At 35.4% G+C, this 26593-nt stretch carries 24 protein-coding genes; 2 read left to right on the top strand and 22 right to left on the bottom strand.

All coding sequences use genetic code 11. The annotated features are described in order from the left end of the window. Nucleotides 1–101: 101 nt before the first annotated feature. The 4 genes from bla to LF886_RS12275 form a co-directional block, all read right to left on the bottom strand. The gene (bla, locus tag LF886_RS12290) at nt 102–989 is read right to left on the bottom strand and encodes a class A beta-lactamase, subclass A2 (protein WP_236849835.1); all 888 of its coding nucleotides are present in this window, start codon (nt 987–989) and stop codon (nt 102–104) included. A 142-nt stretch (nt 990–1131) separates the two neighbouring features. Continuing rightward, nucleotides 1132–3015: a type VI secretion system baseplate subunit TssF gene (locus LF886_RS12285; RefSeq protein ID WP_236849834.1), complete on the bottom strand. Its 1884-nt coding sequence runs from the start codon at nt 3013–3015 to the stop codon at nt 1132–1134. Nucleotides 3016–3039: 24 nt separating this feature from the next. Beyond that, nucleotides 3040–3480, bottom strand: a complete 441-nt coding sequence (locus LF886_RS12280) for a GPW/gp25 family protein (RefSeq protein WP_103235398.1) — start codon at nt 3478–3480, stop codon at nt 3040–3042. 170 nt (nt 3481–3650) lie between these two features. Continuing rightward, on the bottom strand, nt 3651–5063 hold the full coding sequence (locus LF886_RS12275; protein WP_236849833.1) for an APC family permease: 1413 nt from the start codon (nt 5061–5063) through the stop codon (nt 3651–3653). Nucleotides 5064–5205: 142 nt separating this feature from the next. Between LF886_RS12275 and LF886_RS12270 the strand changes: the two genes are divergently transcribed. After that, on the top strand, nt 5206–5703 hold the full coding sequence (locus tag LF886_RS12270; RefSeq protein ID WP_236849832.1) for a DUF4920 domain-containing protein: 498 nt from the start codon (nt 5206–5208) through the stop codon (nt 5701–5703). 231 nt (nt 5704–5934) lie between these two features. On the opposite strand, the gene LF886_RS12265 is transcribed toward LF886_RS12270, so the two are convergent. Continuing rightward, the gene (locus LF886_RS12265; protein ID WP_236849831.1) at nt 5935–7044 is read right to left on the bottom strand and encodes a M14 family zinc carboxypeptidase; all 1110 of its coding nucleotides are present in this window, start codon (nt 7042–7044) and stop codon (nt 5935–5937) included. Nucleotides 7045–8012: 968 nt separating this feature from the next. Between LF886_RS12265 and LF886_RS12260 the strand changes: the two genes are divergently transcribed. Further along, nucleotides 8013–8549, top strand: coding sequence for a helix-turn-helix domain-containing protein (locus tag LF886_RS12260; RefSeq protein ID WP_236849830.1), 537 nt, complete (start codon nt 8013–8015; stop codon nt 8547–8549). Between the two features lie 487 nt (nt 8550–9036). On the opposite strand, the gene LF886_RS12255 is transcribed toward LF886_RS12260, so the two are convergent. From LF886_RS12255 to LF886_RS12175, 17 genes are all read right to left on the bottom strand, one after another. Further along, the gene (locus tag LF886_RS12255; protein ID WP_236849829.1) at nt 9037–10203 is read right to left on the bottom strand and encodes a proline dehydrogenase family protein; all 1167 of its coding nucleotides are present in this window, start codon (nt 10201–10203) and stop codon (nt 9037–9039) included. Between the two features lie 63 nt (nt 10204–10266). Next, nucleotides 10267–11196: a UbiA family prenyltransferase gene (locus LF886_RS12250; RefSeq protein ID WP_236849828.1), complete on the bottom strand. Its 930-nt coding sequence runs from the start codon at nt 11194–11196 to the stop codon at nt 10267–10269. 10 nt (nt 11197–11206) lie between these two features. Next, entirely contained in the window at nt 11207–12133 is a 927-nt protein-coding gene (locus LF886_RS12245) for a mevalonate kinase (RefSeq protein WP_236849827.1), read from the bottom strand. Nucleotides 12134–12294: 161 nt separating this feature from the next. Beyond that, a complete protein-coding gene (locus LF886_RS12240; RefSeq protein ID WP_236849826.1) occupies nt 12295–14457 on the bottom strand; it encodes a M12 family metallo-peptidase in 2163 nt (720 codons plus the stop codon). A gap of 180 nt (nt 14458–14637) precedes the next feature. Then, a complete protein-coding gene (locus LF886_RS12235; RefSeq protein WP_236849825.1) occupies nt 14638–16128 on the bottom strand; it encodes an MFS transporter in 1491 nt (496 codons plus the stop codon). 106 nt (nt 16129–16234) lie between these two features. Continuing rightward, nucleotides 16235–17413 (bottom strand): acetyl-CoA C-acyltransferase, encoded by a 1179-nt coding sequence (locus LF886_RS12230; RefSeq protein WP_236849824.1) that lies wholly within the window; start codon nt 17411–17413, stop codon nt 16235–16237. A gap of 59 nt (nt 17414–17472) precedes the next feature. Further along, complete coding sequence (locus tag LF886_RS12225; protein WP_236849823.1) at nt 17473–17883, bottom strand: hypothetical protein; 411 nt, start codon at nt 17881–17883, stop codon at nt 17473–17475. Between the two features lie 202 nt (nt 17884–18085). After that, nucleotides 18086–18289 carry a hypothetical protein gene (locus tag LF886_RS12220; RefSeq protein WP_236849822.1) on the bottom strand — a complete coding sequence of 68 codons (204 nt, stop codon included), beginning with the start codon at nt 18287–18289 and terminating at the stop codon, nt 18086–18088. A 149-nt stretch (nt 18290–18438) separates the two neighbouring features. Continuing rightward, on the bottom strand, nt 18439–19533 hold the full coding sequence (locus LF886_RS12215; RefSeq protein WP_236849821.1) for a hypothetical protein: 1095 nt from the start codon (nt 19531–19533) through the stop codon (nt 18439–18441). Nucleotides 19534–19611: 78 nt separating this feature from the next. Next, the gene (locus LF886_RS12210; protein ID WP_236849820.1) at nt 19612–20322 is read right to left on the bottom strand and encodes a hypothetical protein; all 711 of its coding nucleotides are present in this window, start codon (nt 20320–20322) and stop codon (nt 19612–19614) included. Further along, nucleotides 20288–20839, bottom strand: a complete 552-nt coding sequence (locus tag LF886_RS12205; RefSeq protein WP_236849819.1) for an RNA polymerase sigma factor — start codon at nt 20837–20839, stop codon at nt 20288–20290. Before LF886_RS12205 ends, LF886_RS12210 begins: the two co-directional genes overlap by 35 nt. 114 nt (nt 20840–20953) lie before the next feature. Further along, nucleotides 20954–22336 (bottom strand): nucleoside permease, encoded by a 1383-nt coding sequence (locus LF886_RS12200; protein WP_236849818.1) that lies wholly within the window; start codon nt 22334–22336, stop codon nt 20954–20956. 22 nt (nt 22337–22358) lie between these two features. Continuing rightward, nucleotides 22359–22958 (bottom strand): bifunctional nuclease family protein, encoded by a 600-nt coding sequence (locus tag LF886_RS12195; protein WP_103232814.1) that lies wholly within the window; start codon nt 22956–22958, stop codon nt 22359–22361. A 180-nt stretch (nt 22959–23138) separates the two neighbouring features. Next, entirely contained in the window at nt 23139–24086 is a 948-nt protein-coding gene (locus tag LF886_RS12190) for an electron transfer flavoprotein subunit alpha/FixB family protein (protein WP_236849817.1), read from the bottom strand. A gap of 49 nt (nt 24087–24135) precedes the next feature. Further along, nucleotides 24136–24882 carry an electron transfer flavoprotein subunit beta/FixA family protein gene (locus LF886_RS12185; protein ID WP_103232816.1) on the bottom strand — a complete coding sequence of 249 codons (747 nt, stop codon included), beginning with the start codon at nt 24880–24882 and terminating at the stop codon, nt 24136–24138. A 149-nt stretch (nt 24883–25031) separates the two neighbouring features. Next, nucleotides 25032–25739 carry an SDR family oxidoreductase gene (locus tag LF886_RS12180; protein ID WP_047374432.1) on the bottom strand — a complete coding sequence of 236 codons (708 nt, stop codon included), beginning with the start codon at nt 25737–25739 and terminating at the stop codon, nt 25032–25034. A gap of 80 nt (nt 25740–25819) precedes the next feature. Continuing rightward, nucleotides 25820–26581 carry a T9SS type A sorting domain-containing protein gene (locus LF886_RS12175; protein WP_236849816.1) on the bottom strand — a complete coding sequence of 254 codons (762 nt, stop codon included), beginning with the start codon at nt 26579–26581 and terminating at the stop codon, nt 25820–25822. Nucleotides 26582–26593 lie beyond the last annotated feature (12 nt).

The raw sequence follows: 26593 nt of genomic DNA, 5'->3' as shown, positions 1-26593 counted from the left end.
GTAAGTTTTGGCTAAAGTCATATGAATATATTCTTTTTGTAAAACATGAATAAAGACTTATTTATCGATAGGAACGGGCTTTAGCCCATTTAACAAAAATATCATTTCTGTACATAGTATTCCCAGACTGTACGGCTGATGTCTGCAATGATTTTTTCGGTATCAGCCATTTCTTCATTGATATTTTTCAAATAAACAGATAGGATAACATGTTTCCCATTGGGAAGTTTTATGATTCCTACATCATTCATAGCAGCGCGTAGATTATTTTCATTTCTCCCGGAAATTCCGGTGCGATGGGCTAATTCTGTACCTATCGGCAAACCTGCCTTCATCCAAGTAAGTCCTCTTGAGGTTTCTACCATTACCTGGTACAAATATTTTGTAGTTTCTTTCTTAAGAACTTTTCCTTTATAGAATTTTTCTATAAGTTCTGTGGTTGCCAGAGGAGTTGTTGTGTTAATGTAGTATTTATCAAAGGATGACATTTCCTGCTCATTCAGTTTTATGGTAAAATCTTTGATCCCCTGCTGATTGATAAATTTCTGAACAACCTCTGTTCCGCCAATGATATTCAACAGGATGTCACAGCCATTGTTATCACTGTGGGAAACGGTATACCTTAACAACTGATCCAAAGTGAGGTAGATATTTCCTTGAGGATATTCATCTCTCATCGGGCTCCAGGTTTCAGGGAGTAAAGCTTCTTTTTTAATAAAGAATTTTTGATCTAACTTTAGCTTTCCTTTATCTACCTGATGTAAAACAGCAAGTGCAATATGGAATTTAAAAACACTCATCATCGGTGTTTCTTTATTTCCATTGATACTGAGGGTATCTTTATCTTCTATTCCTTTTAAAGATATGCCAACAGTTGCCTTTTTTGTAGAAATTATTTCATTGATTTTATTTCTTAAATCCTTAGTCGTTTGACTTTTTAATGGAAGACCGAAAAGGAGAAGCAGTATTAAGAGTGATATTTTTTTCATTCAATTGATTCTTTGTATGGCTGTTTTTTCAGGGATGAAAATTTTGTCATTGTGATTTTGATCCTCATAATGACATAGTAAAAATGCCGTAATGGTACGGCATTTTATATTTTAAACGGTTACTCATTTATTTACAAGAACTTTACATGTCCTGAAAATCAATGTCTTCGTTGTTTATTCTTACAATATATTCAATTCCGTCAATGGCTTTAGAAATAATTTGATTTCTAATGATGTTTGCCATGTTTTCCCAATAGGCCCTTCCATAGAAAGAATAGTTCTGAGGAATGATTTCTACCTCAACGGTTCTTACAAAACCTTCTTTAGGTTTATTGCTGATCATTGTTCCTCTTCTCACCCTTACTTCTCTTACCTCATCTTTCAGAATCATGCGGCAGTAGTTTTTAACGTCTTCCAAAGAAATTATTTTATCCCTTGTCGTTAAAGCATATTTATATGCCTGAATGCTGTCTGTTCCTTTCTGCTCTTCAGCTCCACCCAATGTTTCGGAAAGCAATATAACAGTTTGTGATTTCAACTGGTTGGAAAGCTCGGTTCCCGGACGCATATGATTGGCCAAAGTACAGTGTGTTACCCAGAAAGAAGCATAAGTATGATCGGTTTTTTCTACCGGCTCCATGATTACATAGTTCAGTTCCTGCCTGATATTCCTTTTGGCATTATTTACTTTCTGTACCATGGATTTCATCTTATCGGACATTTCACTGAGAACTCCTTTCACATTATCTCTGTTTAAAAGGGAAAATGCTGCAATTTCATCTCTCGTAAGTTCCAGAACGTTAGCAATCATATCAACGGCATTCCTGCTTGTGAAACGCTCCATTCCTCCTTTTCTTACGGTATACAATCCTTTTTTAAGGTCATCGGCCGGGGTGAAAGGTATTTCAGTGTATTTTCTTCCGTCACCATCCTGTACCTCATCTACATACAGGAAGTGTTCTCCTTCGTCTGTTACCAAAGGAATATTATTCCCCATGATATCAAGGCTGTATTCTGTTTTTTTCCAGCCTCTGTTGTAGATCGGAAAAGCATTTAGTACAAAGGAAAAGTTATCAAGGATTTCCGCTGAAAACTGTGGTGGAAATTCAAAAGTAAGCCACAAATATTTTTTATTATCGAGGAACTTTGTAATTTCTTCTTTTTCTGATAAAAAGTCAAGATTCTGAGGAAGCTGTCCAGGTTCTGAGAACAGACTTTGAGAAATCCCTGTTACTTCAATAAATTTATGACGGTAAATACTTTTAATGTCTTCAATCACCTTATTTCTAATAGACTGCTCTTTGAACATCTGTTCATAGCCATCATTATGACTTTCTGAAAGATAACTTAATCCTTCTCTTACAAATAAAGGATTTCCATTGCTGGTCACCGTGATATATGGCAATAATTTATACACAAAATCAAGATGTTCAAAAGCCGGATTGGAGCAGAATATACTCAGGTATTTTGGAAAGTTTTCACTGATATATTTGCTGACATCTACTCCTATTGTAATTTTCCTGTAATCTTCAGGTCTTCCCTGAAATCTTGCAATCGGAATTTTATTAAACCGGTCATCAATACTGTAGCAGGTATTCCCTACAAACATAATGGATGTGTGAACTTTATTGATTCTTACATTTCCTACCGGAGTAAAAGGAATATTCAACTGCTTATCTGATTCTGATTTTACCGTAGAAGTCATCTGTTTACGGAAAAAGAATTCTGTGTGTTCCAATAAAACTTCAGAAGAATCATAAGGCTGTGTAAAAGCCACAGAATGAGCAGGGATAGGATGTGTATAAATGGACGGTGTAAGAAGTTTTGCCAGTTTTTCCAATATACGGGCATTCACCGTTTGTATTTCATTATTCGCTTTAAAAACTTCTGTACTGAATGCATCTATCAATAGTTTTACAAAAGGATCTAAAGACTGCGGACTTCTGAGTCCCCATACTTTAGTGGCATTCTGCAGCATTCTTGCTTTTACAGATTCTTTGGAATAAATATTCTGATCTAAATTCATAATTTTCTTTCGCTGTTAAAAATATTAATCAATAGACATCGGGCTTAGAAACAGTTCTGTTGAAAAACTGAAACGTTCTCCTGTTTCTTCCATTTTTGCATTGATAGCAATTCTTACTTTCTTTTTAATTTCGGTATGTTCTTTAGTATCGTAGCTGTGCTCTACAAATTGTATATGTGCGTCGATCTGTGGGTTTACGATTCGTGGTTCATATTCCTGAATCTGTCTTCTGAGGCTTTTGACGAAAACATTTTCCCAAATGGCACTTGTTACTCCATTATCGAATTCAAGGTTCCAAACATCGTTTCCATAGTTTTCATCGTATCTGTTCTCTCCTTTTTTGGTAGTGATCAGCAGCATAATATTGTGGGCAATACTTTCCCCCATATCGCAGGTATCGATACTTCCGCCTTCGGTCATTAAAGTAGACGGTACGAAAGGCATTCTGTAATTTGGTGTATCCATAGCTTATTGTTTTTACTTCATGGTCCTGTTTATTTAAAAACGAAATACCAAAGTACACATTTTCACCCAATAATTATTACAATACTTTAAAATATTGTTCAAAAAGCAGGGCCTTCAAACTGAATTGAAAGCCCTGAATATTTTGTATGTTTTATATCCTGTATTTTATTTTAATGATCTGCCTTTTTCCTGTTGATGAAATAGTATACAGGAAGCCCCAATAATACCAATACAAAGCCTGGCCACGTATATTGTTGCTTATAAATTAACAATAAGATACAGAAACAAGATCCTATAATCAGGTAAATAATAGGAGTCACCGGATACAACCATGTCTTATAGGGTCTTTCCAGATCAGGCTTTTTCATTCTTAAATAAATAACACCAAAAACAGTAATCATATAGAATAGAACAATCACAAAGGATATCATATCCAGTAAGTTTCCGTACTGCCCGCTCAGACACAGAATTGAAGCCCAAACTCCTTGCATCCATAAAGCATTTTCCGGAACTTCATTTTTATTATTTTTTACCGCTGACTTAAAGAACATTCCGTCTTTGGCCATGGTCTGAAAAACTCTCGCTCCCGCCAGGATCAATCCGTTATTACATCCAAAAGTGGAAACCATCACTAATAAAGCGATGATAATGGTTCCTGCACTTCCAAAAATATTCTGTGAAGCCGCTACTGCTACCCTGTCATTGGTTGCAAATGCTATTCCATCTCTATCCAGTGCGTTTAGGTATATGTAATTCACCGCGATATACAGAATCATTACAGCAGAAGTACCGTAGATCATCGATTTTACTACATTTTTTTTAGGATTGTCAATTTCACCGGAAACAAATGTCACACTTTCCCAGGCAACAGAACTGAAAACAGAACCTACCATTGCCGCCGCAATTCCGCCCAGCAGAGTCATGCCACCAATGGGTTCCCAGCCTTCTTTAAGGAAATTACCACTCAAATCTTTTTTAAGATTACTAAAGGAATCTGATCCCCAGCTAAAGTTTTCTGATAAATGAGAAATATCAACCAAAATAAAACCGGCAGCAATCAAACCTAATAATGCAATAATTTTGGAACCGGTAAATACATTCTGGAGGATTTTTCCGCTTTCTACTCCTCTGGTATTAATATAAGTAAGTAAAACAATAACTCCAATGGCCAGAATCTGGATCCAGGTGATTTTAAATTCACCACTTTGAAAAATAGGAGCAGCATCGTTAAGTGAAGGGATAAGATAGGCTGTAAACTTACCAAAAGCCATTGCCACTGCAGCAATAGTTCCGGTTTGTATTACTGTAAAAAGGCCCCAGCCATAAAGGAATCCCATCTTTTTTCCGAAAATTTCTTTCAGATAAGTATATTGTCCTCCGGCTTTCGGAAACAGGGCGGAGAGTTCTCCATAGCTTATTGCTGCGGCTACTGTCATCACTCCTGTGATCACCCACACTACAATCAGCCAGAATCCGGACCCCAGATTCCGCATCATATCAGCACTTACAATAAAAATTCCGCTTCCGATCATAGACCCCATCACCAGCATGATAGCGTCCCATAATTTCAGTTTTTTCTGCATAGTCAAGTATAGGCGTCAAATATAATCAAATCTGTCTTTGATTTTGAATTTTATTAAAAATTCCTCAAAACACCTGTTTTTTGTCATTTTTTATTCTGTTATGATTCAATTTTAATTAGTATTTTTGGGGAAAATATTAAACATGAAATTTAAAGTTATATTACTTGCTGCCGCTTTAACTGCTTCTACATTTGCATTTGCCCAGTCTGGTCCACCAGAAGGAAAAGCTTTGGTAGGTGACACTTATGGAGATCAGGTAACTTCATCTGTGGAATCTAAAGCTATCACGGTAGATAAATTGAATAAACAGCTTAAAAAAGATAACAAAAAGGTTGAAGGTGTAGCTGTTAAAGGAAAAGTAACTGATGTCTGTGACAAAAAAGGATGTTGGCTTACTATTCAGACAGAAGACAATTCTAAGTTTTTTGTAAAAATGAAAGACTATGCATTCTTTGTACCTACAGCTTTAAAAGGTAAAACCGTTGTATTGGATGGAACTGCTGAGAGAAAAGTAACTTCTGTAAATGAGCAGAAACATTATGCTGAAGATGCTAAAAAACCTCAAGCTGAAATCGATGCAATTACCCAGCCGAAAGAAGAGATCAGATTTGTAGCGAACGGAATTAAAGTAGTAAACTAAGCTTTAATCATTGTATAAAATCTGAATCCTATATTTCTAAGGTTAGGTTTTGGCTAAAGCCCATCCCTATTGAATATGAATTTTATGAACCTTCCCAGATTCGGAAATCAGATATAAAAATAAAAATTCGGCAGTCCTGAAGGACTGCCGAATTTTGTTTTATAAGGTTATTTTTTTGACTTATTTTCTTTTTCAAACACTTCTGATGAGTGTGATAATGTTTAGAATCTTTTAGTCTTCAATTTTAAAATCTAATACGGAATCCAGTTTCGGGTATTTAGTAGCAGAAATAAATTTCTTTCCGGTACAGTCTATTTCCAGCCAGCCTTTTCTTTTTTTAACGTCTCCGGCTTCCATTACAAAAGGAATAAAAGAAATTTCATCTTTCCCCTCTTCTTTGATCTCTCTGTATTGAACAGCTATATCCAAAATACATTCATGATCTGTATTCAATTTTACATTTCTGTAAATAAGATCATAATGGGTTTCCTGGTTTTCAGGAATTTCAAGGTACGTTTCCCAACCTGTAATATCAGAGTTAAGCTCACTGATAGCCTTCAACGCATAATAAAGAGCTATTGTATAATATTTTCGGGTTCCTTTTCTGGTATAGTCATCTACAAAGTGGCCTCCTTCAAATAAAATGGTAGGCATTCCTGCTTTGATAAAGTTGTCTCCCGTAGAAGTCGGGTAAAATTCATCAGAATATCTTCCGATCTGATTAGGGATCATTTCCTTTAAATGGTTGTATACACTTCCGATCACTGCCATACATTTTTTCCTGTTTTCAGTAACGGTACGTTCTACATTTTCGGAAGGAGCCAAAAAAGAAAGTGTAGCGGGATGAATACCATCTGTTGTGAAAATGGTTCTCTGCTCATGGAGGTTTAATGCATAATCATACTTCTTTGAAGCTGCTGCATTTTTAAGAAACTTAATCTCTTTACTTGCTTCATTATGAAAATCCCTGTTAAGGTCAATATCGGCTGCATTCAGTCTTGTCCACCTTTCAGATCCGTCCGGGTTGAGCATGAATATAAAATCCAGTCTTATTTCACTGAAAAGATCCTCTTTTATTTCAGGAGCTTTATCAAGGCTTATTAGAAGATCAAGCATGGCATGAGTCGCGTTGGATTCATTTCCGTGCATTTGTGACCAGGCTAATATCTGAATGTTTCCGGTTCCGATGCTTAACTGATAAATGGGCTTATCTAAATAAGATGTTCCGACCTCTTTAATATAATCGCCGAGATTGGTCTGTAGGTAAGAAAATAATTTTTCAGGGGAAATATAGCGATTTGAGAAATCGGGGGTTTGAGAATAGATCTGTTCAAAATTCATTTTAGGAATAGTTTACAAAAATCAAATTTAACGATTTTTGGGCAAAAACTTAAATTAACATTTGTAAATATTAGTAAAATCCAGCAATTTACATTTGACATCCGTTTTGAAAATTGTTTACAATAATTAAATTCGCTTATTTTTAAACTTAGAAACACTATTAACATTTGTAATATTATTAAACAACCTGTAAAGACAATTTGTCTGTTGATAAAATTGTGGATTGCGAATAATATAATTCAATATATTCAAAATACTAAAATTCAGCAAGTTATAGTGTTTATATAAATCGTATTTATAACATCACTTGAAGTGGAAAAATAGCTGTTTTAAGCCATTTGAGGGGTATTTTATTAAACATATAAAATGTGGAAAACTCAGTAATTTACAAGCTTATACAAATGTAAAACATCCTAAAATCAAAAATTTAGCAGAAAATTTTAATTCGGGTGAAGTTTTTTTAAGCATTTTAGCTTGCAATAAGAAAAGTTGTTTAATAGAAATAACATTTCTCTCAAATGAAGCATAATAGGGGCTTATATAAGGTATTTACATCAGTAATTCACCTTTGTAACAGCCTTTAAATGCTTATTATAAGCCTTTAAAAGGTATTTATAAGGTCTATTGTCTAGGGGATGGAGTTTTATTGATTAATAATGTAAACAATCAATTTTAAGGGGTTTAAAGAACAAAATAACCTTTGAAAAAGCATCGATTTACATTATTAAACTAGTATTTAGGTGTAATAATATGTCAAATAGTATCGGCTGAATGAATCCAGGTGAATTTTATAACGGATAAGTATAATCATTTAATACAATTGTAATTTAGTTACAATCTATTGATTTAAAACATACTATCGACAAGTTACAAATGTACATAAACAATAATCTCAATTATTTACATTTGTATTTTGCATTTGTAAATTATATGAGTTACATTTGTAAAATAATTAAAGGCTTATTTTTATGAGTTTAAATGAAAGAATTTCCAAAATTATAGAGTACTCCAATCTTACCCCTTCAGAGTTTGCTGATGAAATTGATGTACAGCGTTCATCTATTTCCCATATTACTTCGGGAAGAAACAAACCGTCTCTTGAGTTTATCATAAAAATAAAATCCCGTTTCCCGGAACTTCTTTGGGATTGGTTGGTTACTGGCGAGGGTGAGATGCTGAAATCTCAACTGCCAGAAACAGAAATTCAAGAAGAACATACTGATGAGGAAAAAATAAAAACAACTCCTCTCCCCGACTTGTTTACCATGATGAACGATGATGATGAATTCGGAAGTGATGAAGCAGAACCGGAAGCCCCAAAATCAGGCTCTGGAGAATCGTTTATACCGACCCAAGATAAAGCTCCTGAAAAAATATCCGATTCTCAGCGATTAGAAAATTCTGGCGATCAGATTTTAGGACAACTATTTGGTAATCAACAAGGTAAAATAAAGCGTATTGTTTTGTTCTACGAAAACGGAAAATTCGAAAGTTTTGAACCCTAAAAAAACCTGATCAAGGAAAATTGATCAGGTTAAAAAATATTTGAAGAAGAAAACTAAAGCTATTGCTTTATTTTATTTTTAAAATATTGATGGGGCATACAGTATATAGAGTTTTATCTTATTATGATCATCTGCTCCCATCCTATGTATTTTACAATTTCGGTTATTGATAAGGGTAATACTGTTGTTTATTATACTGATGAGATCCTGTCGTATGGCAGAATTATAAAGGTAAATGAATACATTTTCATACATTAGTTTTTATGGCTCTATCAAATATAAAAATTTAAAATCAAATCAACAATAAAAATAAGGTTATTTTAAGAGATAATTAATATAATGGATTATTGTTTTTATTATTACTAATTTCAGATAAAGTCTTCAAATCTGGCAACTCAGAAATTACTATGGATTTTTAATAGAGTTAATTTCAATAAAAAAGACCCGCAAAATTGCGGGCCTGATCGTTTTATATAGAACAATACTATTATTTTTTTCTTCTTTCAAGTTCTTTTTTGATCAATCCAAGCTCTCTTCCGGTTTGCCCGGCTACAGAAGTGTTTTCTCTGGCTCTTCTCGTCAGATACGGCACAACATCCTTTACAGGTCCGTATGGAAGATATTTAGCCACATTATAGCCTTTATTTGATAAATAGAAGGTAATATTATCACTCATCCCATAAAGCTGCCCAAAATAAACATGCGGGTTACCGCTTTCAAGAGATTTTGCTTTCATTTTATCCATAATCAGCTCTGATGAGATTTCGTTATGGGTTCCAAAAAATGCTGAAACTTTATCCAAATGATCCATCACAAAGTCGATTCCGGCATTGTAGTTCTTATCTGAAGCATCTTTAGTCGGCTGAATAGGATCCGCATATCCTTTTTCTGCTGCTCTGGCTCTTTCTTTTTCCATATAAGCACCACGAACAATCTTGTAACCGATGAAGTAGTTTTTCTCTCTTGCTCTCTGAAGATTCGCTTCCATATATTCCAGTCTGCCGGTTCTGTACATCTGAATCGTATTCCAGACAATAGGCTTTTCCTGGTTATATTTTTCCATCATCTCCTCGCAAAGGTGGTCTGCTGCATCCTGCATCCAGGTTTCTTCGGCATCTACCATTACTTTTTTATCATTTTCGTGGCAAAGACGACATACTTCATCAAATCTTTTCACGACTCTTTCCCATTCTTCTTTCTGACTGGTCGTAAGCTCTGCCCCTTTTCCAACTGCTTCATAAAGATCAATTCTTCCAAAAGCCGTAGGTTTAAATACAATAAAAGGAATCGCCGGGTTTCCCACTGAGAATCTTATAATATCCTTAATCTCTTTGCAGACTGCATCAAAAGTTTCTTCATCTTCTTTCCCTTCAATAGAGTAATCGAAAATACTTCCAACTCCTCTCTTGAACAGCTGTTTCACCACTTTCATACTTTCTTCACGGGTTTCACCGCCACAGAACTGTGCAAATAAGGTGTTTTTTACAATTCCGGTAACGAAAGGAAAGTTGTTGTGTACTGTAAAATTCAGGACAGATGTTCCAAGGCTTGTAAGAGCGGGCTGTTCAATCATTTTAAACATCCAGTAAGCCTTTCTCAATTGTGCATCAGACTTGTCTGCAAATGCAACTTTAGTATCATTAAAAATGGACATTCCTATTTATTAAATTTAGTTATGCAAAGGTAATAATAACCTCAGTTTATTTAAAGAATTTTTTTATAATTTATGCTCTATTCCGTTTAAAAGCATCGCAATAATTCCTACAAATACCCAAAATCGCAACACATTCAATGTGAAGAAGTTACTCCTTCTCGAAGCATTGATAAGAAGATAGATACACAGTATCATGATAAAAAGTCCTCCGGCAAAATAATAAGCCATGAATCCGGTAACACCAGTTTTGGTGATGATTTTCATAGAAACTGCCATGGTAATCATCAGTAAAGAAGTCAGGATAATTTTTGTGTTCCTGCTTTTAAAATAATTAGGAATGGTGATGTATCCGAACGTTTTGTCTACACTTCTGGTAAGGGTATCTTTCACAATATCAATGCATAGTAAGATAAGGAAAAGAAAAACAGCCATCAGAAATACCTTTTTGGAAAAGGTTTCGTAGTATACCATCATTCCAAAGAAAGGATATAAGGTTAGACTGACAAAGGTAAGGTTGTTTACAATGAGTATTCTGCTCAGTTTATGGCTGTAAAACCACATAAAGAACTGATAGACTACAAAAAAAACAAAGACATTATGGGAAATCATCCACGCTACACCTAAAGAAATAGCACTGAGTACCAGATAAGCGTATAGGAAGTATTTCTGCTTGATAAAGCTCTGAACCCTTGTTCTGAAAGGTTTTACAATATGATCTTTCTCCAGATCATAAAACTGATTGATGATGCCACCCGCCAGAATGGTAAGAACGGTACAGAAAATAATACCGTGTACTTTGAAATCAAATACGAATTTTCCGAAAGATTCATCCTGATTGAACAGGAAAAAAGTAGAAACATAAAGGGCAAATGTCAACAGAGCAGCTACAAAAAATCGTGCTCCGAGCAAAAAGCCCACGAATTGTGAAAATCTGTAAAATAGAGATTTTGAGAGATCGTTTTTAGATTGGAAAGTTTCTTTTTCAGAATTCATTCCAGCTTATTTAAAATCTGTAAATCACTTCTTTTTGGAAGCCTTCAAGCATTTTTTCTGCTTTTGCATAGTCTTTGGTAAATCCTAAGATATAGCCACCTCCACCACTTCCGCAGAGTTTTAGATAATAAGCGTTAGAATCCAGACCTTTTTTCCAGATCTTAAAAATACTTTCAGGAATCATAGGACGGAAATGTTCATAAGCCCAGTGAGAAAGTTTTTTCAGGTTTCTGAAGAAAGGATTCATATCTTTTTTAAGGAAAGATTCGATACATGCGTTGTTGTAACGGATGAACTCTTCTTTCAGGGTTTTACGGAAACCTTCTGTCTTCATTTTTTCAAAGAAAATCTGAATCATTGGTCCTGTCTCTCCTGTAATCCCAGAATCGATCAGGAAAATAGCTCCTCTTCCTTCTTCTCCTTCCGGAATGTCTACCCTGTCTAAGTTTTCTTTATTTTCAATAAGAATCGGCAGGTTCATATAACAGATCAGTGGATCCATCCCTGAACTTTTACCATGGAAATAGCTTTCCATTTCACCGAAAACAGCTTTTAATTTTTTAAGATTATCTTTTGAGATATTATCAGGATTGAGTTTGCTGATTGAATATTTTTCAAAAATAGCAGCTACCAAAGCTCCTGAACTTCCCACTCCATATCCCTGAGGAATGTTAGAATCAAAGAAAAGTCCTTTTGAAATATCATTTTTTAAGCTCTCAATATCCAACTTAAAATCGTCGGAAAGATCAAGTGCTGTAAGAAATTCAGAATATTTCTGCAGATGTCTGTTGGAGGTAAGTTCAAATTCAGAACTCAGATCGGAAAATTTTAAGGTTCCCTTATAGAAGCTGTAGGGTACCACAAGTCCTTGGGAATCTTCAATCATTCCATATTCTCCAAACAGAATTATTTTTGCATAAAATAGAGGGTTGGTCATGTTGACAATAAATCTTTTTGCAAAGTTAAAATTATTCGGCTGAATATAAGCAAAACTCAGACCGAAATACGAGTTATTTGAGCTTACTTCATTCTTTCACCTATTAAAGATAAGAAAAAAGCCTGATATTCTCAGGCTTTTACAATAAATTTATTTAGAAATTATTCTTTGATTAACTTTTTGTTGATGGTCTGCTTCTCCGTTTCTACGGTGATCACATAGTTTCCTGTCTGAATTGAGGAAAGATCTACTTCTTTTTTATTTCCTTTTAAAGAAGAATCAGAGATAATCAGTCTTCCCGCTTCATCATAGATTTTATATCCTTTTAGTCTTTCTTTTGAAGAGAGGGTTATCATATTTTTGGCAGGATTTGGATAAATATCTATTGAATTATTTTTTATATTGATGTCTTCTACTGCTAAGACATTGCAAGAAAAATTCACATTCCAGCCATTTCCTGTAACTCCTCCATCTGAAATAAATCTTACCGTTATTGCCCCCGAAGGATCTGTTGATGTAAATGGACCGGGAACTGTAGTTCCACTCAGATTATTTCCATTGGTGAATAATGGCGAAGCGGTAGAAGGACCATTGTACACATACATAAAATCATACCCCTGTTCAAGATCGAATGTAGTAAATGTCATGCTCATAGAAGAACCGGAGCTAGGATAGAAAGTTTTTACAAGTTCTTCATTGTCTTTATATTGACCTGCAGAACCTCCTGTATCTGTAAATTGAGTTCCATCACACCATGCACCATCGGTCAAAAAGAGTCTTGATATCTGGAAAGCATTGGGTCCACTGCAATCAGTTCCAACATTCAGCTTATAATAAGTCGCGGGTTGAAGACTTGCAAAATTGAAAGACGGTGTATTGGCGTTTCCGCTAGATACGGCTGTTCCGTCAATTGTCGTAAGCTTATACTTCCAGGATGTTGAGGCAGCATCTGTGAAAGTAGCATTTGCAGAGGTTTGGGTAATATTTGCAATATTTAAATTCGTGATCGATGTAGGACATGATGTTGTACAATTAGTCCCAAGACATCCTTTTGAATTTATTGTATTTCTGATCAGCGTTCCCGGCTGTACACCAAAACCATTGGCAAAATTAATACCCACGCTACTTACCAAATGACAATAACTCATAATAGTTCCTCCACCGGCAGCAGGAAGGGCAGCACTACATCCTTCATTATTTCCCGATGCAGGTCCACAGCCATCAATTGCCGTATTATTTCCATTCCAAAAGCAAGCATGAGTATGTGGTGAACCTAAATTATGGCCAAGTTCATGGGTCATCGCCTCTATATTCCAAGAATACGTTGGAACATTCTGATACGTGAAGTTGACGCCACAATAAGAATACCTTGAATTAGTACATAATCCATTGACATAAGCAATACTTGTTGTAGCCGGATTTCTTAATAACTGTGCTAGATCTCCATTAAAAGTAGTTCTGGTTGTTCTAAATTGGTTGAGAATTGCACTTGGTGATCCTGTATAAGGATCAGTAGTGGTCCAAACAAAAACCCCACTTAGAGCCACATTAACATTCTCATTGGCATACAAAGTTGAGACATTATTATGCATAGCAGTCACCCAATCAGTGGTAGTGGTAGTATTACTTCCGTTTTGAGTATAGGGTCCAAAACCGGCTTCATAGTATATTCTTACACAATTATCCGTTTTTTTATTATTTGCGTTTTTAGGATTAAAAGAGACTTTCTGAGACTGATTTTCTTTGAGTCCATCAACACCACAAACAAATGGATTAGTACCTGTCAACTTGGCATCTGAATAACTTACAAAGTCTTCAGAGTTTTTTGCTTTTCCTACCACAATATTTCCCAATTCGGGTGTAGAAGCAACTCCTACAATATCATTATTAAAAAAGCTAAAAGCTACAATAGAAGAATTATCTCCTTTTACAATTCCCTGATAATAAACACCTGGTGTATAATCTACTGTTTTGCCTTTATCTGTAACGACTTTAAAATCGTTGGTTAAGATCTGATGCCTGTACATTTCAATAGTGATCTGTCTGCCACCATCAAAAGGAAAAGAAATTTCAAGAAAATCAGGTTTTTCTTTGATTAATCTTTTCAATTCTGCAGCCTTCAAAGACATCACTGTAATGTCTGTTGCAGCACGTTTGTACTCAGCTAGCTTATCAGCAGCTTTATTCACTTCAAATAAGTCATAGCTTTTAATTTCAGTTTTAGAATTATGATATTCCAAAACTTTTTGAGCAACAGGTTTTAATTTCTGAGAAAACCCCAGAGCAAAACATTGTAAAAAACAAATTAATAGAAACTTTTTCATTATTTTGATAATTTTATCATTTTTACAAATAAACAAAAAATATCAACATATAGTGAAAAATCATTGCTGTATTCTAACATTTGTAACAACCCTATAAATAAATTAAATCAAACAGTTATATGAGTGTTTTTTATTCGTTAAAATAAAAAAAGACGTTAAAAATAACGTCTTTTAATTTTTCTATAAAGTTTCTCTGTTTGTTCTCATTTTGACTTTCAGGAATCTGATTAAAACTAATCCTGCAGCGAAGAATATGGTCATTGACAATGCTGCGATACGCATATTATTGAAATACTCTATCAATGTTGCAAAGATGAATGTCCCAATGATGATGGCAATTTTCTCCAATACGTCATAGAAACTGAAGTAGGTAGTGTTTTCCATCGAGTTTTCTGGAAGCAGTTTTGAATACGTGGATCTGGACATCGCCTGAAGCCCTCCCATTACCAAACCTACCACTGCAGCTACTCCATAAAACTGGTATTCTACGGTTGGACTTTCTTTCTTCAAGAAGTAAGCCCATATACAAGCAGCTATCCATAAGATGATTGCAATGGAAATAACATTCCTGTTTCCAATTCTTTTGGATAATCTTGAGAAAATAATAGCCCCAATAATAGCCTCAATCTGAATTACTAACAGTGTTCCGATAAGTTTATCTTGAGCCAGATTAATCTCACTTTTCCCGAATAAAGTTGCCATAAGGAAAATCGTCTGCATTCCTACACTGTAAAAGAAGAAACTTGACAAAAAGAACTTCAGGTTCCTGTCTTTGAAAAGATCTCTTCCTACTTTAAAAAGTTCATGAAAGCTTTCTTTAGCAATATCTTTATAGAAGCTCATATTATCTTTTAATACTTCAAAAAAGCCCCCTTGCTCTTCATGTTTTTTGAAAATATTTTTATAGTTCAATAATACAAGATCTTTAGGCAATTTATCTTTTACGTCTCCAAACTGTGGAAGGTGTTTGAATGTATATTGAGAAAAACCAAACCACCATGCTCCTGTAAGCAAGAAACTGATTCTTGTAAATAATAACTGCTGTGCAGCCCCTTTGGCAAAAACCTGAATCAGCATCAAACAGATCACCACTAAAACTACAGACCCAATATATCCGTATACATATCCTTTGGAAGAAAGTGCATCCTGCCTGTCCGGTGTGGCAATATCCGGAAGAAAGGAATTATAAAACACCAGACTTCCCCAGAAACCGACACTTGCCGTAATACTGAAGAGAAGCCCCAGAAATACATTATGCATCCCCGTAAACATGGCTAATCCCATACATGATGTGGCTCCTAAATAACAAAAGAACTGTAGGAAAGATTTTTTGTTTCCGATTGTATCTGCCAAAGAAGATAAAAATGGTGAAAGCAATACAACAATAAGGAAAGATATCGTTAATGAATATCCGTACACGGTATCCGGTTTGTATTCTTCTCCAAAAATTTTGATCATATGTCTTACGGGAACATCAATCCATGATTTTGTTTCCGCGATATACTCTTTCTTCTCGTAAGCCGTGGTAAGGATAGAATAATAGATCGGAAAAATAGTAGAGGTAATAACAAGGGAATAAACGGAGTTTGCCCAGTCATATACCGCCCAGGCTTTCATAATCTTCGGATTATTCTTTATGTTTTTAGGGTGTCGATTCTCAGTTTCAGACATTTCAAATAAATATTAGTAGCACAAAAATAGAAAAACCATTAAGAAATGGATAAGTTTTTAAAAAAATTATCGATTCCTTAATGGTAATATATTATAAAACAGAATATTATATGTTCTCAATCACGATAGCAGAAGCTCCGCCACCGCCATTACAGATAGCTGCAGCACCGTATTTTGCATTATTTTGCTTCAATACGTTGATCAATGTAACGATGATTCTTGAACCTGAGCTTCCCAGTGGGTGTCCCAAAGCTACCGCTCCTCCGTTTACGTTTACTTTAGCAGCATCTAATCCTAAGATTTTATTGTTTGCCAATCCTACTACTGAGAAAGCTTCATTGAATTCGAAGAAATCGATATCTGAAACCTCTAATCCTGCTTTTTTAAGAGCGATAGGTAATGCTTTCGCCGGAGCAGTTGTAAAGTTTTCAGGCTCGTGAGCTGCATCAGCATAAGAAACGATTTTTGCCAAAGGCTTTAATCCTAATTCTTCCATTTTTTCTTTTGAAACAAGGATCAATGCAGAAGCTCCGTCATTTAAAGTAGATGCATTAGCTGCTGTTACGGTACCTTCTTCTTTTTTGAAAACTGTTGGAAGTGTTGAAATTCTGTCGAAGTTTACTGCTTTGTACTCTTCATCTTCAGCAAAGATTACAGGTTCTCCTTTTCTTTGAGGAATAGAAACCGGTACAATTTCTTCATTGAATTTACCTTCGCTCCAAGCTTTTGCTGATCTTTTGTAAGATTCTACAGCGAAGTTATCCTGATCTTCTCTTGTGATATTATAGTCTACTGCACATTTTTCTGCGCAAACTCCCATATGTACTTTGTTGTATACGTCTGTAAGACCGTCTAGCACCATCCCATCTAGCATTTTGATATCGCCTAATTTTGTAGCGACTCTTGCATTGTAATAGTGAGGAACTAAAGACATGTTTTCCATACCTCCTGCAACAATTACTTCTGCATCTCCAGCTTTGATTGCCTGAGCAGCCATTGTTACAGCCTTCATTCCTGAAGCACAAACTTTATTTACTGTAGTAGAAGGTGTATTGATTGAAAGACCTGCTCCTAAAGCTACCTGACGAGCCGGCGCCTGACCTGCTCCTGCCTGAAGAACATTTCCCATATAGATTTCCTGAACAGCATTAGGATCTAAACCGATTTTATCTAATGCTCCTTTTACAGCAGTTGCTCCCAGTTTTGTAGCCGGAACTGTTGATAAGCTTCCCATAAAACTTCCCATAGGTGTTCTTACTGCGGAAACGATGAATACTTCTTTCATGTATATAATTTTTATTTTTAGCCAAAACGGAACATGCGCTCCATTTTTATAGTTTGAATTTATTTTACTTTTACGTAAACCATGTCGAATTGTGTTCCTTCAATTTTAGTATTGACTTTCAAAATATTATCTTGAGTCGCTACTATTTTATTATTGAAGACATCGCCAATTTGTGCGGGATCATTTTTATCGGATTTCTCCATAACGATTGCTTTGTAGTTGCAATCATCCACAAAAACCAATGTTGATTTGATAAAGTCTTTTCCATTATTGAAATATTCGGTCTGAACATTGTCTTTAATGGTCATATACCATATTGCTTCCGGGTAATTGGGTCTTACAAATTTACCTTCTTTTATATTGGCACATTTAGCCGGATTATCCGGTTTTTTCTGGTCTGTTGACTGAGCATAAACCTGTGTGGCACTCATCAACAAAATTCCTACTGAAAATATCTTTAAGAAATTCATTTTTATATTTGTGTGCGGTTATTTACTTTTTTATTTCCTCCTGCAAAAACCATTAGAAAAGCGCCTAAAAATTCTACAGCCCAACCCCATTTCAATTTAACAACTCCTGCAAAGGTTTCCTGCCAGGATTTGAAAGGTAAAAAGCTGAAGTATTGTAAAGACTGCATCTTCACAGCAAATAAGGTAAATGCAAATAAAAGGATCAGCAGAATACCAAAAATCTTACGATTTTTGCACTGTTATTGACAATGCCAAAAACGGCACATGCGGCAAAGATCCAGCATGCAATAGCCAGATAATGATCGAGTTTCCAATAGTTCCAGTTCCCAATGATGGGTACATGTACCAGAGGTAAAAAACTGCCTATAATCACTAACAGTAATCCTAATAACTGAATATTTTTCATATTTACTAAAGTGCCAAAATACAAAAAAAAACACACTTTTAAAGAGTGTGTTTTAAAAATAGGATTTCCCTGCACAAACGTTCGTTAGTCATAAAAAAATCTTACTATTTTTATCTATTAATTAAAGAAATAATTCATTTATTGATAAATTAAAAATTAACATTTGCTATTTCTATCCCGATCTGAAGTCCATATTTTTTCTTCAGCAAAGCATTGTCATTGAAAGCGGGAGTAAAGTCTTTCTGAACAAATAGATTGAACCCGGCATAACTGATCCCGATTTTTCCTCCGAAAACAAAATCGTTTACCCCATGCATCACTTTTTCTCTTTCAACAATTCTATCGGAAAATTCATTGGAGTACTTAGAATAATTTATGCTTCCTACTTTAAAGCCTCCATAAATGCCCAGAATAAGAGATAACTGGTCTTGGTTGTTATCCACGTATTTCACTCCTTCATATTCTTTATATTTAGGATTTAAAACAAATTTCAGATCTACAGGAACCGTGATATAGGTATTGTAAAGAATACTTTTTTTAAGATTTCCACGGTCAAAATCACCAACGAATACATTGTATTTATCCTGTTTAAATGCCTGTCCATACTTTGGCGTAAGCTGATCTGATCTCACGCCCAATCCGAAACGGTAGAAAAAAGGGCTGGTGTAACTTCCTATCTGATTCCCATACCAAAGTGTCAGCTGCCAGGAATTTATAACACTGTTTTTAATATCGGAGTTTTTGTTGTAAAAGCCAAAAGGCTCGTTCTTTGAGGTTAATCCCGCTCCTCCCATACTTACAGAGAGTTCAAATGTTTGTAAATAGTTTTTGGGATTGTTTCTTTTTTTCTTCTCGTTGAGTTTCATATTAAACCCGTTCAGTCCCAGCCAGAATTGATCTTTTTTATTCTTTAAGGTATCATCAGATTTAAAAACGGCATCTTTCACTAGTTCTTTGGTTGCCGTCTCAAGATCCTGTTTCTGGGAATCTATTTTTTCATTAATAATCTGCTCATATTTTGAAGCTATTACAGTACGTTGCTTTTGTTTTTCATCAGATGTGATTTTCTTTGCTTTGAAACTCTTGTCGATCTGATCCAGCTCGATACTCATTTTACCTTTTTCAGTCATGACAATACTGTCAATTTTTTTGGAATAGATACTGAGGTTGTTCTCAGGAGATTCCTGAGCAAGCCCATAGCTAAAAGCCATAACAGCACCCATCAATATTAGTTTTGTTTTCATATTTCTATTAATTTTAAGACAATATCCGATCTCTGTCCCTATTTTGGGGCAGTTTTTTTAAGATAAAAAAATGATTGTTTATTTACTTTCCAGTGAATCAGAAAAGACTGTTACTCCAAAGACCTTAAGCGAGTTTGGACTTTTAACCTTAATTTTCGTCATATCCAGAGTTCCGAATTTTCTGATATCGGTTTTATTTTCTTCCCGTTTTTTTTGAAATTCTCTGCCCTGAAGAAGTTCATCAGCATTGATGTATTCCGTTTTTTTCTTTTCTGCTAAAGAAACTTTATCGGGTACCAGATCAATATTTCTGTCTAATACAGGAGCTTTGATCTCATAATCAGAAACTATAATCTGTTCTTCCTTGCTGCTGCTGAATCTTTCTTTCTGTACAATTTCTTCCTGTTGATAATCTTGAGGAATACTTTCATTCTCTTCTACCCTTTTCTGAATCGTACTGTTTTCCGTTTTTATGTTCTCAGCTACATGAATATCCGGATTTTGTGGAAAAAGTTTTTCAATGTTCTTTTTTGCCGGTTTTGTATGAGCTGTTGAATGGATGGTGTTGACAGGATGATTTTCGTTAAAATAAAGCAATACACCTACCGAAAACAACAGAGTCAATACTGCAGCATATTTCCACCACTGGAAAGCCTTTTTAGAGCTCATAGTAGGACTCTTTTCTATTTTCAGGTCCATTTGCTCCAATCTGCTCCAAAGATCCGCAGAAGGCTTTATTTCAAGCCCTTCGTAATCAGATCTTAACTGTTTCAGGAGTTCTTTTTTCATTTTCTTTTGCTTTTAAAAATTCAGCAAGCCATTTTTTTGCTTTGCTCAACTGGCTTTTGCTTGTTCCTTCAGAAATATTGAGAATTTCAGCAATCTCACTGTGCTTTTTCTCTTCAAAGACATAGAGGTTAAAAATCAGTCTATATCCTACCGGCATTTGAGAAAATATTTCTTCAATATTGAGTTCTTCCGGATATTCATTATCATCTTCGCTATAATCATCTGCGATTTCCACATCAGCATAGAGGATATTTTTGTTTTTCCGGAGGAAGGAGATAGAATCATTCACAATGATTTTTCTAAGCCAGAACGGAAAGCTTTTCCAGTCTCTGCATTCATCAAGCTTGGTAAAGCATTTCATAAAGGCATTCAGCAGGATATCTTCCGCATCATGAAGATTGTTGACATAAGAATTTGCAATGGCCAGCATTTTAGGAGAAAACATCTCGTAAAGAGCTTTTTGCCCTCTCCGGTCCTGTTTTTTAGCCAATAAAAAATTCTCTTCGATGTTCTTCATGGATCTGTTTCTATCTATAAGACAGCATATTTTGTAAAAGGTTGCCTGAAAATAAAAAAAATTGCATTTTTTTTCAAAAATGCAATTTAATATCTTAATAAATGTAAGTTTCGATTAATGTTTTACTGATGAAACATCTTCCGGATTGTGTTTATGCTTAAACAATAAAGCAAAGAATATCGCTAATACTAGCGAATAGATTGCGAAAGAAAGCCATATCTGCTGCCAGTCTTTTACCATCACCACAGAAGAAAGGGTTCCGTCTGAGTTAACAGCAGCATTGAAGCTATTTTTCAAAATTCCCAGGAAAGTAGGATTATCAGGGGTCGTTTCCAGATAAGTAGACAGATCTGAAGCCGTCGTAAACTTATGTGTAAAGAACTTATCTATTGCCCATCCTGCAATATAACTTCCAAAAACAGCTCCAAAACCATTGGTCATCATCATAAATAACCCTTGAGCCGAAGAACGTATTTTTTTATCAGTCGTTGTTTCTACGAAAAGTGATCCTGAGATATTAAAGAAATCAAAAGCCATTCCGTATACAATACATGAAAGAATGATCAGTGAAAGCCCGAATCCGTCCGGAACACCATAAGCAAAGAATCCGAATCTTAGAACCCATGCCAGCATCGACATCAGCATTACTTTTTTGATTCCGAATTTCTTCAGAAAGAAAGGAATTGCCAAAATAAACAAGGTTTCTGAAACCTGAGAAATGGACATGATAATGGTAGATCTCTGCACTACAAACGAATCTGCATATTTTGGAAAATGAGCAAATTCACTTAAGAAAACGTCTCCGTATGCATTGGTAAGCTGAAGTGCAGCTCCCAAAAGCATTGAAAACAGAAAGAACAATGCCATTTTATAGTTTCCAAAAAGCTTGAATGCATTCAATCCTAATTGTTCGGATAATGGTGAATTTTTATCAATAAGCTTTTGTGGCGGACATTTTGGTAATGTAAGAGCATAAATTCCTAAGAATATGGCGATTGCTCCTCCAATATAAAATTGTCCTTCTGTAGCTTTGTTTCCACTAAGGTTTGTAATCCACATGGCAACAATAAAACCAATAGTTCCCCATACACGAATCGGCGGGAAATCTTTTACGACATCCAGATTATTATTTTTCAGGATTGTATAAGAAATTGAGTTGGCAAGTGCTATCGTAGGCATATAAAAACACATTGCCAGAAGCATTACCGAAAAGAAAGAATTCGGATCTGTGGAATGAGGTAATATGAAAAGAGTAACCCCATACAGAATGTGTAATACTGAAAATATGCGCTCCGCATTGATCCAGCGGTCAGCGATAATCCCAGTAATGGTAGGCATAAAAATGGAAGCAATTCCCATTGTTCCGAAAACAGCTCCAAACTGAGTTCCTTCCCAATGTTTTGTGCCAAACCAAAAGTTTGCCATCGTAATCAGCCATGCTCCCCAAACGAAAAACTGGAGAAAACTGAGGATGGTCAGTCGTAATTTTAAATTCATAATTTATATAAAAAGTATCTCTTTAGTCAATTTTCTTTTTCCTCCTCTTGATTTCTTCCTGAATTTCAAGGGCAGTATCATAATCTTCTTCTTTCACGGCATCTTCTAATAATTTCTGAAGTTCCTCCATAGAAAGAGATGTTAAATTATCTTCTGTCTGTACAGTTTCTGAGAAAGGTTGTTCTTCTTTTGAAACATCTTCCAGTTCCAATAAAATCCCAGCCTCGTTCAGGACCTGCTGAGTGGTAAATATAGGTGCATCAAATCTTACAGCCATTGCAACTGCATCAGAAGTTCTGGCATCAAGGATTAATTCTTCTTCGTTTGCTTTATTCTTAAAGTTGATATTTGAAAAGAATACTCCGTCTACAATCTGATAGATAACAACAGAAACCAATTCATAATTGGCAGAAACTATAAATTTTGTAAATAAATCATGAGTAAGAGGACGCGGCGGATGGATGTCTTTTTCCAGTCCTAGAGAGATGGATTGGGCTTCGAAATTTCCTATAACAACAGGTAATTTTATGTGTGTTTCTTCATGCTCCAATAACAATGCGTAAGCCCCTGATTGCGTCTGGCTGTACGATATTCCGCGAATAATTAGCTGCTTATAATCCATAGCTACAAATATAGATTAATTTTTTATTGTGATTTCACTTTTTTACGCAAAAATAAAAGCCCGGAAAGCCGAGCTTTTATTGGTATAGTAAAGAATTGTAAATAGTCAATAATGAATTACTTTACAGGTGAATCATTAAAAATTGACACTCAAAGCGGGTTGACTATTTACAATTGACTCTTATCCTTTTATTGCTTTAATTTTCTCTGTTAATGCAGGAATAATCTGGAAAGCATCTCCTACTACTCCGTAATCAGCAGATTTGAAGAATGGTGCTTCAGCATCGCTATTGATTACTACGATCGTTTTTGAAGAGTTTACTCCAGCAAGGTGCTGAATTGCCCCTGAAATCCCTACAGCGATGTAAAGATTCGGTGAAATTGCTTTACCTGTTTGTCCTACGTGCTCTGTGTGAGGTCTCCATCCGATATCAGAAACTGGCTTAGAACATGCTGTAGCAGCTCCTAAAACGTTTGCTAAATCTTCGATCATTCCCCAGTTTTCAGGTCCTTTCAATCCTCTACCAGCAGAAACAACAACTTCAGCTTCTTTAAGGTCTAATTTACCTGAACTCTGCTCATGAGAAATCACTTTAGTATCCTCATTGGCTACTGATAAGTTTTTCACTTCTTCTGAACCTGATACTGCATTTTCTTTAACACCGAAAGCGTTTTGAGAAACCGTAACGATTACTCCGTTTCCTTCAGCTTTTGCATGCATGAATCCTTTTCCAGAGAATGCTCTTCTCTTTACCTGGAAAGGTGAAAGGCTTTCTGGAGCTTCTAATACGTTAGTGATTAAAGAATAATTCTTCATCACAGCAAGCATTGGAGCGATTGAAGAAGCATCAGTTGTATGAGGGAAAACGATGGTATTTCCGTCTAACACTTCATTTACAGCCTGTGCGAATGCTTTTGCTGAGAAATTTTTAAGACCTTCGTCTTTGATATTGATAACGTTTGATGCTCCATATTTATATAATAAATCTGAAGAATCTGTTGGGTTTACAGAGATTGCCGTAACGGTATCTCCTGCTTTGTCAGCAACAGCTTTAGCGTAAGAAACTGCTTCGAAAGCTGCTTTTTTGTAAACTCCGTTTATATTTTCTGCGTATACGAATACTGCCATTTTTTTAAATTTAAAAATTAAAAGACTGAAAAATTTAAAGAATCAATGATTAGATTACTTTAGCTTCCTCGTGAAGTAATCTTACCAATTCATCCAGATTGTCAGGAGAAACCATTTTCACAGCTGCTCTTGCAGGCACGCTGTCATAAGATACTCCCTGAACTTTTACTTCTGAAGAAGTAGGCTCTACTACCTGTAGAGGTTTTGTTCTTGCAGACATAATTCCTCTCATATTCGGGATGATAAGGTCTTTTTCATCTACCAATCCTTTCTGACCTGCAATAATTGCTGGTAATTTTACAGAAATAGTTTCTTTTCCTCCTTCAATTTCTCTTACTGCAGTAGCTTCGCTTCCGTTTACGTCTAATCCTACTGAAGCGTTTACGAAAGGCTGGTTCAATAGCTGAGCCACCATTCCAGGAACAGAACCTCCGTTATAATCGATTGATTCTTTTCCACAAAGGATAAGATCATATCCTCCATTTTGAGCTACAGCTGCAATTTCTTTTGCTGTAGAATAGCTATCTTTTGGATCAAGATTTACTCTTACAGCATCGTTAGCACCAATTGCTAAAGCTTTTCTGATCACAGGTTCTGTAGCAGCATCCCCTACGTTGATTACTGTTACTGTTGCTCCCTGAGATTCCTGAAGTTTAACCGCTTTTGTCAACGCAAATTCATCTAACGGATTGATTACCCACTGAATTCCGTTTTTGTCGAAAGCAGATTTATCTGCTGTAAAGTTAATTTTGGAAGTAGTATCCGGAACACTACTAATACAAACTAATATTTTCATGTGTACTATTTTATTTTTTCCCTTTAATGCATAAAATCATGACAGTTTATGCAGAGATTTTGTTTGAATTAATTTTTGCTAATATAAATAAAAAATATATTATGCATGCATAATACTTATTAAATTATTATTCAATACATTAGATGTAGTTACTTAGCTGGTTTTGTTGCCCTAAACTCTATTTTACTTGGCAAAACTCGTGGATTCATCTTTAAAATGTCCAATATAAGATTCCCCATATCTTCCGGCTGAATCTTCCAACTGTCTTTTTCTGAAGGAATATTTCCATTAAAATGAGTGGCTACAGATCCCGGCATAATCACCGTGGACTTAATATTGTATTTTCTTAAATCGATCATGGCCGCCTGTGTGAAACCTACCACTCCGAATTTCGAAGCATTGTAGCCGGTTCCGTTTTCAAAGAAGTTGGCACCTGCCAGACTTGAGATGGTGATATAATAACCCTCAGTCTTTTTTAATTCTTCTACAGAAGCTTTTAAGGTATAAAAAACACCTGTCAGGTTGGTTTCTATCATATCATTCCATTCTTCCGCAGTCAGTTCATCTACGGGTTTAAAAATACCCAATCCTGCATTAGCAATGATATAATCCAGTCGTCCGAATTTTTCTACTGTATATTTTACAGCTTCCTGCTCGCTTTCCAGACTTCTTACATCAGAAACAATTCCCAAAACATTTTCCGAATATTGTTTAAGCTCTTCTTCCGCCTTCATCACATCTTCTCTTTTTCTTCCTGAAAATGCTACCGAGATCCCATTTTCAAGTAAAATTTTAGCAATCCCGAAACCAATACCTTTGGTTCCTCCTGTTATATAAGCTGTTTTATTTTCTGACATATGCTTCAAAATTTTAATTCTCTAAAATAACAAAAACGCTCCAATTGGAGCGTTTTGCTGATACTAAGATTTATCAGGAATTATTTTTTAATGAATTTCTTATTGAATCTTCCTTTCTCTGTGTCGATGATTAAAATATAATTTCCGGCAGTGAGTTCTGATACATTTACAGATGCATCATTCTTTTTATCACTAGACAATACTGTTTTTATTGATTTTCCGGTCATATCAATAACACTCACCAAGTTAATTTTTGCATCTTTTGAGGTAACATTTATTACATCAGTAACCGGATTAGGATATACCGTTACTCCTACATTGGATTTTTCTGTAATTTCTTTTGTTCCTAAGGCAGATACTGAAACTCCGGCTAATGTTGCTGTTATATTGGTCCATGTTCCGGAATTTGTTGGTGGGTTTGTATTGGCATAGCCATTACCGATATGAACACTATACAGAGGATTAGCAGTGAAATTAATTGGAGTGGTAAGTGTGTAGCTACCAGTCAATGCTGTTCCTGGTGCACTAGCTCCTCCATTGGCCCATTCAGCACTTACAGCAGCTCCGAAATTACTGGTTCCTCCTACCTGCAACAAAGGAGTTCCTGCTAATGCACTTGTAGGCATTACAATGATGGCTAAATCATTTGCCCAGGTTGTACCTGTCTGCGCAGTTAGAGTTGCATTTAATGACACACTTGTTAATGTACCTTGCAGTGCACCACTGTTATGCAAAACTGCAAATGATGCACCTCCTACAGTAAAAGTAGGAATAGTAGTTGTTGCCTGGCCAAAGGCTAAAGTATTGATTGCTAATAGCCCAATAAGTAAAAGCTTCTTCATGATCTTTATTTG

The organism is Chryseobacterium sp. MEBOG07 (assembly GCF_021869745.1).
GTDB lineage: Bacteria > Bacteroidota > Bacteroidia > Flavobacteriales > Weeksellaceae > Chryseobacterium > Chryseobacterium viscerum.
The sequence above is the reverse complement of the archived record's forward strand: the minus strand, read 5'-3'. Positions and strand labels throughout refer to the sequence as shown.

Coding starts and splice junctions, on each gene's coding strand:
- bla (WP_236849835.1), bottom strand. CDS start 989: ATGAAAAAAATATCACTCTTAATACTGCTTCTCCTTTTCGGTCTTCCA.
- LF886_RS12285 (WP_236849834.1), bottom strand. CDS start 3,015: ATGAATTTAGATCAGAATATTTATTCCAAAGAATCTGTAAAAGCAAGA.
- LF886_RS12280 (WP_103235398.1), bottom strand. CDS start 3,480: ATGGATACACCAAATTACAGAATGCCTTTCGTACCGTCTACTTTAATG.
- LF886_RS12275 (WP_236849833.1), bottom strand. CDS start 5,063: ATGCAGAAAAAACTGAAATTATGGGACGCTATCATGCTGGTGATGGGG.
- LF886_RS12270 (WP_236849832.1), top strand. CDS start 5,206: ATGAAATTTAAAGTTATATTACTTGCTGCCGCTTTAACTGCTTCTACA.
- LF886_RS12265 (WP_236849831.1), bottom strand. CDS start 7,044: ATGAATTTTGAACAGATCTATTCTCAAACCCCCGATTTCTCAAATCGC.
- LF886_RS12260 (WP_236849830.1), top strand. CDS start 8,013: ATGAGTTTAAATGAAAGAATTTCCAAAATTATAGAGTACTCCAATCTT.
- LF886_RS12255 (WP_236849829.1), bottom strand. CDS start 10,203: ATGTCCATTTTTAATGATACTAAAGTTGCATTTGCAGACAAGTCTGAT.
- LF886_RS12250 (WP_236849828.1), bottom strand. CDS start 11,196: ATGAATTCTGAAAAAGAAACTTTCCAATCTAAAAACGATCTCTCAAAA.
- LF886_RS12245 (WP_236849827.1), bottom strand. CDS start 12,133: ATGACCAACCCTCTATTTTATGCAAAAATAATTCTGTTTGGAGAATAT.
- LF886_RS12240 (WP_236849826.1), bottom strand. CDS start 14,457: ATGAAAAAGTTTCTATTAATTTGTTTTTTACAATGTTTTGCTCTGGGG.
- LF886_RS12235 (WP_236849825.1), bottom strand. CDS start 16,128: ATGTCTGAAACTGAGAATCGACACCCTAAAAACATAAAGAATAATCCG.
- LF886_RS12230 (WP_236849824.1), bottom strand. CDS start 17,413: ATGAAAGAAGTATTCATCGTTTCCGCAGTAAGAACACCTATGGGAAGT.
- LF886_RS12225 (WP_236849823.1), bottom strand. CDS start 17,883: ATGAATTTCTTAAAGATATTTTCAGTAGGAATTTTGTTGATGAGTGCC.
- LF886_RS12220 (WP_236849822.1), bottom strand. CDS start 18,289: ATGAAAAATATTCAGTTATTAGGATTACTGTTAGTGATTATAGGCAGT.
- LF886_RS12215 (WP_236849821.1), bottom strand. CDS start 19,533: ATGAAAACAAAACTAATATTGATGGGTGCTGTTATGGCTTTTAGCTAT.
- LF886_RS12210 (WP_236849820.1), bottom strand. CDS start 20,322: ATGAAAAAAGAACTCCTGAAACAGTTAAGATCTGATTACGAAGGGCTT.
- LF886_RS12205 (WP_236849819.1), bottom strand. CDS start 20,839: ATGAAGAACATCGAAGAGAATTTTTTATTGGCTAAAAAACAGGACCGG.
- LF886_RS12200 (WP_236849818.1), bottom strand. CDS start 22,336: ATGAATTTAAAATTACGACTGACCATCCTCAGTTTTCTCCAGTTTTTC.
- LF886_RS12195 (WP_103232814.1), bottom strand. CDS start 22,958: ATGGATTATAAGCAGCTAATTATTCGCGGAATATCGTACAGCCAGACG.
- LF886_RS12190 (WP_236849817.1), bottom strand. CDS start 24,086: ATGGCAGTATTCGTATACGCAGAAAATATAAACGGAGTTTACAAAAAA.
- LF886_RS12185 (WP_103232816.1), bottom strand. CDS start 24,882: ATGAAAATATTAGTTTGTATTAGTAGTGTTCCGGATACTACTTCCAAA.
- LF886_RS12180 (WP_047374432.1), bottom strand. CDS start 25,739: ATGTCAGAAAATAAAACAGCTTATATAACAGGAGGAACCAAAGGTATT.
- LF886_RS12175 (WP_236849816.1), bottom strand. CDS start 26,581: ATGAAGAAGCTTTTACTTATTGGGCTATTAGCAATCAATACTTTAGCC.